Origin of the sequence: Streptomyces aurantiogriseus, from assembly GCF_014649375.1 — a bacterium.
GTDB classification, from domain to species: Bacteria; Actinomycetota; Actinomycetes; order Streptomycetales; family Streptomycetaceae; genus Streptomyces; species Streptomyces aurantiogriseus.
The window spans coordinates 727016-739647 of sequence record NZ_BMSX01000001.1 but is presented as its reverse complement, the minus strand read 5'-3'; the positions used below and the strand labels follow the sequence as shown (position 1 = coordinate 739647).

7 protein-coding genes are annotated in these 12632 nt (G+C 72.6%); 3 read left to right on the top strand and 4 right to left on the bottom strand.

Going from position 1 to position 12632, the window contains the following annotated elements; genetic code table 11:
- Positions 1-328 precede the first annotated feature (328 nt).
- Entirely contained in the window at positions 329-889 is a 561-nt protein-coding gene (locus tag IE263_RS03475) for a MarR family winged helix-turn-helix transcriptional regulator (protein WP_189931961.1), read from the bottom strand.
- A 141-nt stretch (positions 890-1030) separates the two neighbouring features.
- Here IE263_RS03475 and IE263_RS03470 point away from each other — a divergent pair, with 141 nt between their 5' ends.
- A complete protein-coding gene (locus tag IE263_RS03470) occupies positions 1031-2305 on the top strand; it encodes an MFS transporter (RefSeq protein WP_189932066.1) in 1275 nt (424 codons plus the stop codon).
- A gap of 64 nt (positions 2306-2369) precedes the next feature.
- Here IE263_RS03470 and IE263_RS03465 read toward each other — a convergent pair whose 3' ends face one another.
- Entirely contained in the window at positions 2370-4022 is a 1653-nt protein-coding gene (locus IE263_RS03465; protein WP_189931959.1) for an ATP-binding SpoIIE family protein phosphatase, read from the bottom strand.
- A gap of 285 nt (positions 4023-4307) precedes the next feature.
- Positions 4308-5717, bottom strand: coding sequence for an NAD(P)/FAD-dependent oxidoreductase (locus IE263_RS03460; protein WP_189931956.1), 1410 nt, complete (start codon positions 5715-5717; stop codon positions 4308-4310).
- A gap of 382 nt (positions 5718-6099) precedes the next feature.
- On the opposite strand from IE263_RS03460, the gene IE263_RS03455 reads away from it, so the two are divergent.
- The gene (locus tag IE263_RS03455; protein ID WP_189931954.1) at positions 6100-6867 is read left to right on the top strand and encodes a TetR/AcrR family transcriptional regulator; all 768 of its coding nucleotides are present in this window, start codon (positions 6100-6102) and stop codon (positions 6865-6867) included.
- Between the two features lie 332 nt (positions 6868-7199).
- A complete protein-coding gene (locus IE263_RS03450) occupies positions 7200-9161 on the top strand; it encodes a sigma-70 family RNA polymerase sigma factor (RefSeq protein ID WP_189931952.1) in 1962 nt (653 codons plus the stop codon).
- 3 nt (positions 9162-9164) lie between these two features.
- Here IE263_RS03450 and IE263_RS03445 read toward each other — a convergent pair whose 3' ends face one another.
- The gene (locus IE263_RS03445) at positions 9165-12563 is read right to left on the bottom strand and encodes an ATP-binding protein (RefSeq protein WP_189931950.1); all 3399 of its coding nucleotides are present in this window, start codon (positions 12561-12563) and stop codon (positions 9165-9167) included.
- Positions 12564-12632 lie beyond the last annotated feature (69 nt).

The following is a 12632-nucleotide window of genomic DNA, read 5'->3' as shown; positions in this document are numbered from 1 at the left end:
CCTTTCCGGCGTTTCTGACTCTATCAGATCCTTTCGGCGCTGATTCCCCGTCAGAGGGGCTTGTCCTCCCGGCCGCTGGGCCGTTCCGACGTCTCAAACCTTAGCGGATCCGCCCCGGCGAGTGCTAATCGAGTTGCCGGGCCCGATTCGAATTGAATTCGAGCGCACCAAGGCGCATCAAATTCAACCCCGTCGGGAGATCTTGCTGTGGTGTGAGGTGCCGCTTCTGCGGCGGATGTGTTGCCGAAGAACCGTTACGTCTCCGCGGCAACCCGAAGAACTCTACGGATCCGGGCTAGGGGTGTCAAGTACCCTCTGTCAAGATCTTTTAATCCAGGTCGCTGAGGCGGCCGCCGGCGTCCGGCTGGGCGTGTTCCACCCTGCGGAGCAGCCTGGTCAGGACGTCCCCGAGGGCCGTGCGGTCCGCTGCGGAAAGGTCCTGGAGCAGATCCTCCTCGAAGACCGTCGCCAGTCGCATCGCCTCCAGCCACTTCTCGCGGCCCTCGGGCGTCAGCTCCACGATCACCCGGACCCGGTTGGACTCGTCCCGTTCTCGGGTCACCAGTCCCTCCGCAACCATGCGATCGATCCGGTGGGTCATCGCGGCCGGCGTCAGACCGAGGCGCTTGGCGAGGTCGCTGGGGCCCATGCGGTAGGGCGCGCCGGAGAGGACGAGTGCCTTGAGGACCTCCCACTCGGCGTTGCTGATGCCGAGCTCGGCGGTCTGGCGGCCGTAGGCGACGTTCATGCGGCGGTTCAGGCGGGAGAGGGCCGAGACGATCTTCTCGACCTGGGGGTCGAGGTCCTGGAACTCGCGCTGGTAGGCGGCGATCTGCTCTTCGAGGGTCGGCTCGCTGCCGATGCCTGTGCTGCCGGGGGTGTCGCCCATGGGTCTCAGTATCGCATGCGGCTCGTTCGCCTTGAAGTTCTTCGAGGTGTACTGTTTAGCTTCGAAATTTACCTTCGAAGTCTTCGGTTCTAAGTACTGAGACACGCCAACTACCTGAGAGAGGTGAACGTGACCAGGGCGATGGGCGCAGCGATGCGCCGGATCCACGTGGGCAACGCACTCAGCGCGTTCGGGCTCGGCTTCACCGTCCCCTACCTGTACGTCTATGTGGCGCAGGTGCGGGGGCTGGGTGCCGTGACGGCGGGGCTCGTCCTCGCCGTCTTCGCCGTGGCCGCGCTGATCGTGCTGCCGTTCGCCGGTCGGGCGATCGTGCGGCGCGGCCCGCTGCCGGTTCTGATCGCCGCTCTGGTCACCGCCGCGCTGGGTGCGCTGAGCCTGGGGCTCGCCGCCAACGCCACCGCCGTACTGGCCGCCGCGGCCGCGCTCGGGGCGGGGCAGGCCGTGATGCAGCCGGCGCTCGCGACGATGATCGTGGACTGCTCGACCGCCGAGACGCGGTCGCGGGCCTTCGCGACGCAGTTCTTTCTGCAGAACCTGGGGCTCGGTGTAGGTGGGCTCATCGGTGGACACCTCGTCGACGCCACGCGCGTGTCGTCGTTCACGCTGCTGTTCGCGATCGAGGCGGCGATGTTCCTTCTGCTCGTCGTGGTGATGGCGACGGTGCGGATGCCGCACTCGCCGCGGGTCGGGGACGCTCCGCAGGGGTCCCCTGAGGGGAGCTGGAAGCAGCTGCTCGGGAATCGGGCCATGGTGCAGCTGTGCGTGCTGGGCTTCGTGCTGTTCTTCGCCTGTTACGGACAGTTCGAGTCCGGGCTGAGTGCGTACGGGATCGAGGCCGCCGGGATTTCCACGTCCGCGCTGGGGACGGCTCTGGCCGCGAACACCGCGGTGATCGTCGTGGCGCAGTTCGCCGTGTTGCGGTTCGTCGAGCGGCAGAGGCGGTCGCGAGTGATCGCGGCTGTGGGGTTGCTCTGGGCCGTGGCGTGGGCCGTGGCCGGGTACGCGGGCCTCGGGCACGGCAGCCAGGAAATGGCGACGGCCGCGTTCGTGTCGACGTATGCGCTGTTCGGGCTGGGTGAGGCGATGTTGTCGCCGACGGTCGCGCCGCTGGTCGCCGATCTGGCGCCGGCCGGGATGGCGGGGCAGTACAACTCGGCGTTCGCCCTGGTGAAGCAGTTGGCGCTGGCGGTGGGGCCGGCCGTGGGCGGGCCGATGGGGGCCTCGCTGCACGCGCCGTACATCGTGGCGTTTCTGTTGTTCTCGCTGGGGATCACCTTCCTCGCTGTGCGGCTGGGGCGGCAGCTGACCGCTGTGCAGGATCAGCCGTGGCCGGCGCGGAACCGGGTGGTCGCCCGGGGTGGAGCCGCTGCGGAGCCGGTGGCTGCCGAGGTGTGAGGCAGAGGGAAGGCGGCCGTCGTCGTGGACGACGGCCGCTTTCGCGTTCTCGTCAGTCCGTGCCTCAGTCCGTGCCGCGGGGCAGGACGAACTCGCACCAGACCGCTTTGCCGCCGCCGGGGGTGCGTCTGCTGCCCCAGTGGGAGGCGATCGTGGCCACGATCGCGATGCCGCGGCCGGACTCGTCGCCGGGTTCGGCGCGGCGGCGGCGCGGGAGGTGGTCGTCGCCGTCGGTGACCTCGATGATCAGGCGGCGGTCGGTGCGGCGCAGGCGCAGGCGCATGGGCGGGGTGCCGTGCTGGAGGGAGTTGGCGACGAGCTCGCTGGTGGCGAGGACGCCGAGGTCGTGCAGGTCGGCGGGGAAGCGCCAGCTGGTGAGGACGCCGGAGGCGAAGGCACGCGCGCGTGGGGCCGCTTCGACGCCGCCGAGCAGTTCCAGGGCCGCGTTGCGGAACAGCTCGCTGTCGGCGCCGGTGCGGGCCGGGTGCTGGAGGACCAGGACGGCCACGTCGTCGTCGTGGTCGGCGGTGACGCCGGCCGAGCGGACCAGTCGGTCGCAGACGACCTGGGGTGTGCCGGTGGCGCCGGCCAGGGCGCGCTCGAGGGAGGCGATGCCCTCGTCGAGGTCCTCGTCGCGGCGCTCGACCAGGCCGTCGGTGTAGAGGACGGCGGTGGAGCCGGGGCCCAGGGAGATCGAGCCGGAGGAGTGCATCCAGCCGCCGGTGCCGAGCGGGGGGCCGGTGGGTTCGTCGGCGCGCTGGACGGCGCCGGTCTCGTCGCGGACCAGGATGGGCAGGTGGCCGGCGGAGGCGTACACCAGCCGTCCCTCGTTCGGGTCGTGGACGGCGTACACGCAGGTGGCGATCTGGTTGGCGTCGATCTCCGTGGCGAGGCCGTCGAGGAGCTGGAGGACCTCGTGCGGAGGGAGGTCGAGGCGGGCGTAGGCCCTGACCGCTGTGCGGAGCTGGCCCATGACGGCCGCCGCGCGGACGCCGCGGCCCATGACGTCGCCGATGACGAGGGCGGTGCGGCCGCCGCCCAGGGTGATGACGTCGTACCAGTCGCCGCCGACGGCGGCCTCGGTGCCGCCCGGATGATAGGTGGCGGCGATGCGCAGGTCGTCCGGTTGTTCGAGCTCCTGGGGGAGGAGGGAGCGCTGGAGGGTGACGGCGGTTTCGCGCTGACGGCGTTCGCTGGCTCGGAGGCGTTCGGCGGCCTCGGCGTGGTCGGTGACGTCGGTGGCGAAGATCAGGACCGCGCCGTCGCCGTTGTGCTCGGCGACCGGGGTGCAGGTGAAGGTGTAGGAGCGGCCGTCGGGTGCCTTGCGGGACTTCAGGGTGCGGGGCTTGCCGCTGCGCAGGGCCTGGTCGAGGAGGGGCATCAGGCCGAGGTCGCGCAGTTCGGGGAGGGCCTCGGCGGCGGGTTCGCCGCAGGGGCGTACGCCGAAGGCCGCCGTGTAGGCGTCATTGACGTAGGCGAGGCGGTGGTCGGGGCTGTGGACGAGGGCGACGAGGGCCGGGAAACGGTCGAGGACCTCACGGACCGGGAGTTCGTCGACGGCGGGCACCGGGGGCGGCTCGTCGGTGAGTTGTTCGACGCGGGCCGCGGGTACGGAGCCCTCGCTCCGCCGGTCCGTGGTGGTGACCGTGTGCTCGGCCCGCGCGGCGGCGCGGCGCTGTGTTCCGGGGAGCCGGGCGCTCCAGCGCGTGAAGTTCACGAATCCTTGCCTCGTGTAGTCGTCGACGGCCGGCTCCGGGCCCGGCCTGGGCTCCGGGGGCCGCGCGGCGGTGACCGCACATTGTTGCAGCACCCGGGATATGCAGCACTTGGGAACAGCCTCGTCAGTTCGCGGGGCGGGCGGTGGCCCGCGGGGGCTCGGGGAGAGGTTCGGAAGAAGGGCTCGGAGAGGGCTTGTGAGGGCGTGGGCAGCAGTCTGGCAGTGTGGCCGTCCGGGCCGACATCCGTCAGACGCCGGGGCGGCCGGAGGAGTTCCTGTATCCGGTCAGGACAACCCCTTCGGGTTGTTGTTCGAGTCGCCCTGTGAACCGTCCTGGGGGCCGTTCTTCGGGGTGTCAGAAGGCTTTCCACCCGCGGCCAGTTCGAACTCCGCACGGGGATGTTCGAGTGAACCGAGCGAGACGATCTCTCGTTTGAAGAGCCCTGACAGCGTCCACTCCGCGAGCACGCGCGCCTTGCGGTTGAAGGTGGGCACGCGGCTGAGGTGATACGCGCGGTGCATGAACCAGGCCGGGTAGCCCTTGAGCTTGCGTCCGTAGACGTGTGCGACGCCCTCGTGCAGTCCGAGGGAGGCGACCGAGCCGGCGTACCGGTGGGAGTACGTCTGGAGGGCCTGGCCGCGCAGGGAGCGCACGATGTTGTCGGCGAGGACCCTGGCCTGGCGTACGGCGTGCTGGGCGTTGGGGGCGGTGTGGGTGCCGGGGGCGGTGACGTCGGGGACGGCGGCGGCGTCTCCGGCGGCCCACGCGTGCGTGACGCCCTCGATCGTCAGCTCGGGGGTGCACTTCAGCCGGCCTCGCTCGGTGAGGGGGAGGTCGGTGGCGGCGAGGAGGGGGTGGGGTTTGACGCCGGCGGTCCACACGACCGTACGGGTCGGGAAGCGGGCGCCGTCGCTGAGGACGGCGACGCGGTCGGCGCAGGACTCCAGGCGGGTGCCCAGGCGGACGTCGATGTTGCGGCGGCGCAGTTCGCTGACCGTGTAGCGGCCCATGTCCTCGCCGACCTCCGGAAGGATCCGGTCGGAGGCCTCGACGAGGATCCATTTCATGTCCTCGGGCTTGACGTTGTGGTAGTAGCGCGTGGTGTAGCGGGCCATGTCCTCCAGCTCGCCGAGCGCCTCCACGCCGGCGAAGCCGCCGCCGACGAAGACGAAGGTGAGGGCGGCGTCGCGGATCGCGGGGTCGCGGGTGGAGGAGGCGATGTCCATCTGTTCGATGACGTGGTTGCGCAGGCCGATGGCCTCTTCGACGGTCTTGAAGCCGATGCCGTAGTCGGCGAGGCCCGGGATGGGCAGCGTGCGGGAGACGGAGCCGGGTGCGAGGACGAGTTCGTCGTACATCACCTGTTGGGGGCCGGTGCCCTCCTCGTCGGTGGCGAGGGTGGTGAGGGTGGCGGTGCGCTTGGCGTGGTCGATGGCGGTGACCTCGCCGACGACGACCCGGCAGTGCGGCAGGACGCGGCGCAGCGGCACGACGACGTGCCGGGGGGAGATGGAGCCGGCGGCCGCCTCGGGCAGGAACGGCTGGTACGTCATGTACGGGTCGGGCGTGACGACCGTGATCTCGGCCTCGCCCCGGCCGAGTTCCGGTTTCAGCTTCTGCTGGAGCCGCAGGGCCGTGTACATCCCGACGTAGCCGCCGCCGACAACGAGAATGCGCGCACGTTCCTTCACCATCCCATGACGCACCCGACGCCGGAGTTTGTCCACAGCCCCGGCAAATTGTGTGACCATGGGCCGGCCGGGCGCGGGGTTGGCCGAAACGCTGGCATGGCGGGAAGGCGCGCAGGTCAGCGGGTGTGCGCCGGAGTGCGGGATGTGGCGCAATCGGGACGTATACGACCCGTACTCCGATCGGGGGGCGACCCGTGCGGAACCTGCCCCTTCTGAATTGACTGCCTCTCAACTATGTTCGTGTGTCGACGGGGTGTAGGGGGAAGCGCTCCTGGGTCCGCGACGGGCGGGTCCGGGTGGTTCGCGGTCCCCCTGTTCCACGCACTCCGGCTTTCGATGGCGGGGAGAGTCTCCGGGGGGAGACGTCATTACCGGGGGATCATTCATGCACATTCAGGACACGCATTGGTCGTCCGCGTCCGCCCTTGCACCGGGCGGCGCGGTGAGCGCGGCGGTGGGCAACGGGCGCGGGGACGGCCCGCGGACCACGCCGCTGCGCGTGGACGCACAGCGCAATCTGGAGCACGTGCTGCGCGCGGCGCGCGAGGTCTTCGGCGAGCTGGGCTACGGCGCGCCGATGGAGGACGTGGCGCGGCGCGCGCGGGTCGGGGTCGGCACGGTGTACCGGCGCTTCCCGAGCAAGGACGTACTGGTGCGGCGGATAGCCGAGGAGGAGACCTCCCGGCTGACCGACCAGGCGCGGGCCGCGCTAGGCCAGGAGGACGAGCCGTGGTCGGCGCTGTCGCGCTTCCTGCGGACGTCGGTGGCCTCGGGTGCCGGGCGGCTGCTGCCGCCGCAGGTGCTCAGCGTCGGGGTCGCCGACGAGGGTGCCGAGGGCTCGTCGGCAGGCGAGGCGCGGGTGCCGCAGCAGCGGTCCCAGCCGAGCGGCGGCGAGCTGCGGCTGGTGCCCGAGGAGGGTGTGCCGGCCGCCGTGGACGACGCCGGGGCGGCGGCGCTGCTCGACGTGGTGGGCCAGCTCGTGGAGCGGGCGCGGGCGGCGGGCGAGCTGCGGGCGGACGTGTCGGTGTCGGACGTCCTGCTGGTGATCGCGACGGCGGCTCCCTCGCTGCCGGATGCGGCGCAGCAGGCGGCGGCTTCGGCGCGGTTGCTGGACATCCTGCTGGAGGGGCTGCGGTCGCGGCCGTTGTCATGAGGGGCGGGCAGCCTCGTCGTGTCCGTCCCGTGAGGGCAGGGCGGGGTTGCCGGCGCAGTCAACGGGAGCGGTTCGCGCTGCTCGAAAAGGTGACTGTGGGCGAGGGTGCGGTGTGGCCCTCGCCCCGGTACACCACGGGGGGCTGATCCGGGCATTTCCGGCTCGCTGATCAACTCCTGTCTGCAGTAGGGCAGTTGACACCTTCGCGTCCGGATGAGCCCTGGGTGGACGGTCCGAACCGCCGGATTCTGAACAGATTCTGAACAAAAGCCAATATGGCACTCTGACCTGGTGTTCGGGACTGTTTGGGCAGGCGGCGGGGGCTTTCCGCGATGAGTGTTGACAGGCGGGACGAGTCGCTGGGCGACCGTGACGCGGAGGCCGGTGGCCGGATCTCACCACAGGTGCCGATCCAGGGTGGGCGCGCGGGTGTCCCCCGGGACGACGCCGCAGCCGCGGAACCGCCGGGGAGCAGCGTCCCGGCGCAGCGCGGCCGGCACGAGGACGGCGTCCTGACGCCGGTGCGGGAGGCGCCGCCGGCCGACGCCGACCTGATCGCCCGGATGCGCTCGGGCGACGACACCGCGTACGAGGAGCTGTACCGGCGCCATGCCGAGGCCGTGCGCCGGTACGCGCGCACCTGCTGCCGGGACGCCCACACCGCCGACGACCTGACCGCCGAGGTCTTCGCCCGCATGCTCCAGGCGGTGCGCGGTGGCTCCGGCCCCGCGCACGCCGTACGCGCCTATCTGCTCACCTCCGTCCGCCGCGTCGCCGCGGGCTGGACGAAGTCGGCGAAGCGGGAGCAGCTCGTCGACGACTTCGCGCTGTTCGCCGCGCACGCCTCCCGCTCCTCCGAGGTCGGCGACGACGCCGCGTCCGTGGGCTCCTTCGGAGCGGGGGTCGATGTGGGCGCGGACGTACGGGCCATGCACGAGGCCGAGCGGTCCATGGCCATGCGGGCCTTCCGCTCGCTGCCGGAGCGCTGGCAGGCCGTGCTGTGGCACACCGAGGTCGAGGACGAGTCGCCGAGTGAGGTCGCCACGCTCTTCGGACTCGACGCCAACGGCACGCGCGTGCTCGCCAGCCGGGCCCGCGAGGGACTCAAGCAGGCCTACCTCCAGGCCCATGTCAGCGCCACCCTCACCAGCGACGAGGAGTGCGCCCGGTACGCCGACCAGCTCGGCACCTACGCCCGCCGCCGGCTGCGCACCCGCGCCGCGCGGGGCCTGCGCAAGCACCTGGAGGAATGCGCCCGGTGCCGGCTGGCCGCCCTGCAGATCGAGGAGGTCGCCAGCAGCATCCCCGCCGTCGTGCCGGTCGCGGTCATCGGCTGGCTCGGCGCCGCCGGGTACGGCAAGGCGGCGGGGCTCATCGCCGGTGGTGCCGGAGCCGGGGCGGCGGGCGCCGCGGGTGCGGCCGCCGCGAGCGGTGGTTCGTCCGGCGGGGCGACCGGCGGGGGCGGTGCCGCGTCGGAGGGGCTGGGCACGCCGGCGAAGGCCGGTATCGCAGCCGGTGTGATGGCGTTGGCGGCCACGGCGGTGGTCCTCGCCCTGGTCGGGGACGACAGCCCTGCCGCGGATCCGGTGGCCGAGCCCCCGGCTGCCGCGCCGGTCGTCCTGCCGGAGGGACCGGCGCCGAAGCCCACGCCCACCCGCGCGCCGAAGGATCCCGAGCCCCAGACTGCGGCGATCGTCCCCGCAGCGGCCCGTACGGCGACGCCCGCTCCCCCGACCGCTCGGAAGCCGGCGTCCGCCCTTACGCCGACGCCTTCGGCCACACCGCCTTCCACGCCCGCCCCGCCTCCGGCCCCCGCCCCGACACCGTCGCCCGCTCCCCCGACCGCCCCGGCCGTCCACCGGCTGAGCGAGCTGCCCGTCGACGTCGACGGCGACGGCAGCGGGCCCGAGATCCGGCTCGGTGGCAGCAGTTGGGTGTGGCAGCGCCATCAGCTGTCCATCGCCGACCGGCAGTACGCGCGCGGGGTGACCGTCCACGGCGACTCCTCCGTCACCGTCGACCTCAACCGCGCATGCATCTCCTACGACGCCCTGGTCGGCGTCGACGACCTCACGGCGAGGCCCGGCAGGGTCACCTTCTCCGTGTACGCCGACGGGGCCCGGCTGTGGACGTCCGGGGTGATCAGGCGCGGCGACCCGGCCGTGCCCGTACACGTGAACCTCATCGGACGCCAGACCGTCCGCCTGGTGGTCGAGCCGCACCACCACCTCGACTCGGTGGCGCTCGCGGACTGGGTGGAGTCGAGGTTCACCTGCTTCCAGGCAGCGCGCTGATCCCTACGGTGCGGCCGGGTGGGCGCGCACGGCCCAGGTCAGTTCCTGCAGGACGTCGGTCACCGTCAGGGACAAGCCCCGGGTGCGCTCAGTCTCGTAGCGCTCGGGGCCCAGGGCCTCGCGGGCGGCCGCGTCCGTGCGCTCGGCGTGGATGTGTTGCGGGGCGGGGCGCGCGTGGGGGCCGCGCAGCGCGTCGGCGGCCGCGAGCAGGCGCGCCGCGCGGGAGAAGTCCTGGAGGCGGGCCAGGTGGTTCGCCGCGGCGTCCATGATCGACGAGGTGATCGCCTCGGCGCACTGGTCGGACACCGCCTGCCGCAGGGTCTCGTCCAGCATCGGCAGAGCCTGCGCCGGGCCGGACTCGGCGGCCGTGAGCTCCGCGTCGAGCATGCTCAGCGCCGCGGTGAACTGGGGCGGCGGTGTGCCCTCCCCCATCGCCTCTCGCGTCGCCGCGCACAACTCACGCGCGCGGGTGGCATCGCCCTCGTGCAGCGCGATGAAGGCGCGCAGCAGGAGCACGAACGCCCGGGCGTCCGCCACGCCGTACCGGTCGGCCGCGGAGTTCGCCTCGTCCAGCGCGGCCAGCGCGTCGTCGACGTCGCCCGAGCGGTAGGAGATCTCCGCGAGGCGGGCGAGCAGGAACGGCGACTCGGCGTACGCGCCGACCTCGTAGGCGAGCCGCAGCGCCTCCCGGTATTCCCGCTCGGCCTCGTCGAAGTGGCCGCGCGCCATCTCCGCCTCGCCGGCCGCGCTGCACACCTGGGCCCGTATCCACCGGTCGCCGACGCGCAGGCTGAGCGCGCGCAGCTCCGCCAGGTCGTCGTCCACGCCCAGCAGCCCGCCCGGCGAGTCGACGACCGCGTGCGTACGGATCATCAGGATGCAGCCGAGCTCCCAGTCACCGCCGTAGGCACGGCAGTTGGCGACAGCCATGTCCAGAATGCCGCGTACGTCCACGGTGTCCCGCATCTGGAAGGCCGTCAGCGGCCAGGTCAGGCCGGGCATCCGGGCCGCCTCCGGACCACCCGACTCGTAGCGGGCGCGCAGGCGCAGGAGGTAGCGCTGATAGCGCGGATCCGCCGCCACGTCCTTCGGCTCGGACTCGGACAGCAGGAACAGGTGCAGCATCCGCAGGTTCATCCGCTGGGCGTGCCGTGGGTGGGTCTTTTCACCTTCGGGATCGGCGAGGAAGACGTCCACAGGGTCGAGGGCGGCCATGCGGGCGGTGAGGTCGACGGGGACGGCGAGGGACCGGCAGGTGAGGGTGGGGGAGGCGGTGGAGGTGTCTGCCCGGGTGGGGGTGTCCGCCGGGGAGGGGAGAGCCGTCGATGTGGACCGGAGCGTGTCCAGGGCCGCGCCCAGGCGCAGGGTGCGGTCGACCCATTCGGCGCCCTCGTGGCGGTAGTTGCGCAGCCACCAGAACCAGCCCATGGCGAGGCAGAGGGCGGCGGCCTCCGTCTCGTCATCCGTGGCGAGGGCGCGCTGGATCGCCACCCGGATGTTGTCCAGCTCGGTCTCCAGGCGGGAGATCCAAGGGAGTTGCTCGGCGGAGCGCAGCAGTGGGTCGGCCCGCTCGACGAGCGCGCGCACCCACGCTCGGTGCCGTCGCTCGGCCACCGCGCGCGCCTCGGGGACCTCGGCGGCGCGCTCGGTGGCGTACTCGTGGATCGTCTCCAGCATGCGGTAGCGCATGCCGTCGCTGCCGTTCCGCTCGCAGGGAGCGGCGACGACCAAGGACTTGTCGACGAGCGCTCCGACGAGGTCCGCGACCGGGCCGGTGCACACGGCCTCGGCGGCCTCGAGGTCCCAGCCGCCCGCGAACACCGACAGCTCGCGCAGCACCGTCCGCTCCGGCTGGTCGAGCAGGTCCCAGGACCAGTCGACGACGGCGCGCAGGGTCTGCTGGCGGGGCAGGACCGTGCGACTGCCGGAGGTGAGAAGGCGGAAGCGGTCGTCGAGGCGGTCGGCGATCTGACGGGGGGTGAGCAGCCGGAGTCGGGCCGCCGCCAGCTCGATGGCGAGCGGCAGCCCGTCCAGCCGCCGGCAGATCTCCGCCACCGCTTCCTCGTCCTGGAGCACGGCGGCCGCGTCGGGACGGACGGTGGTCGCGCGCTCGGTGAAGAGGCGGCGCGCCTGGTCGGGGAGGAGGGGCTCGACCGGGCGGACCGACTCGCCGGGGACGCCCAGGGGTTCACGGCTGGTGGCGAGGATCGTGAGCCCGGGGCAGCGGGTGAGGAGGGTCTCGGCGAGGGCGGCGGCCGCGCCGATGACATGTTCGCAGTTGTCAAGGATCAGGAGTTGGCTGCGCGGGGCGCAGTACTCGACGAGCAGGGCGACCGGGTCGTCCTGCAGGGTCGCCTGCTCGGTGGTCATCAGGACGGTCTCGCGCAGACCGAGGGCGCTGACCACCGCGCCCGGCACCGCCTCCGGCCGGTCGAGCGGCGCCAGCTCGACCAGCCACGCCTGCGGGAGCCCGGCGGCGGCTTCCTCGGCGAGGCGGGTCTTTCCAGAGCCGCCCGGTCCGGTGAGCGTGACGAGACGGGCCCTGTGCACTTCGGAACGGATGGCGTCGAGCTCCGGTTCCCGGCCCACGAAAGAGGTAAGCCGCGGACGGATGTTGCCGGTGCGGTCGGGGAGTCCCGGCGGGGCGGGGGCCGTCGGCCGGTGGGCCGGCTCCCGGGCCGGCTCCGGGCGGTTGAGCAACTCTGTGTGCAGGGCGCGCAGTTCCGGTCCCGGATCCGTGCCGAGGCCGTCGGCGAGGGTGCGGCGGGCTGTCTCGTACGCGGCGAGGGCGTCGGCGTCACGGCCCGTGTCACGCAGGGCGCGGATGTGGAGGGCGTGCAGCGGCTCGTCGTACGGGTGCGCCGCGGTCAGTTCCGTCAGCCGCGGTACGGCTTCGCGTGCGCGGCCGAGCAGAAGGTCCGCCTCGGCGCGGGTCCGGGCGGCCTCCAGACGCAGGGCTTCCGGGCGGGCGGCGGCGGTGCGGTCGGGGAGGTCGGCGAGGGCGGGGCCGCGCCACAGGGCGAGGGCCTCGTCCACCGCACGGGAGGCGGCGATGGGGTCGCCGTTCTCCAGGGCCGCGGTGGCCTGTCGTACGAGCCTTTCGAAGACGAAGAGGTCGACGTCGTCCTCGGTCGCCGCGAGCTGGTAGCCACCCGGTGCGGAGGTGACGGTGTCCTTGCCGACAGTACGGCGGAGGCGGCCGATCAGTGCCTGGAGGGCGGCCGGGGCGTCCTGGGGCGGGGTGTCGGACCAGACCTCGTCGATGAGGGTTTCCGGGGCGGTGGGGCGGCCGGGGCGCAGGGCCAGGGCGGTGAGAAGGGTGCGGAGGCGGGGGCCGGTCAGGGGTACGGGTGTGCCGTGTTCGTCCGCTGTCTGGGTGACGCCCAGGATTCTGTACCGCACGGGGTCATTGTCGCCGGGGCGTGGGGTCGGGGGTTCGGTTTTCGGGCCGGACGGTCGGGGAGTGACCGA

Bases quoted from the DNA above. Each gene is read 5' to 3' on its own strand.
- IE263_RS03475 (WP_189931961.1), bottom strand. From the start codon at position 889: ATGGGCGACACCCCCGGCAGCACAGGCATCGGCAGCGAGCCGACCCTC.
- IE263_RS03470 (WP_189932066.1), top strand. From the start codon at position 1,031: ATGGGCGCAGCGATGCGCCGGATCCACGTGGGCAACGCACTCAGCGCG.
- IE263_RS03460 (WP_189931956.1), bottom strand. From the start codon at position 5,717: ATGGTGAAGGAACGTGCGCGCATTCTCGTTGTCGGCGGCGGCTACGTC.
- IE263_RS03455 (WP_189931954.1), top strand. From the start codon at position 6,100: ATGCACATTCAGGACACGCATTGGTCGTCCGCGTCCGCCCTTGCACCG.
- IE263_RS03450 (WP_189931952.1), top strand. From the start codon at position 7,200: ATGAGTGTTGACAGGCGGGACGAGTCGCTGGGCGACCGTGACGCGGAG.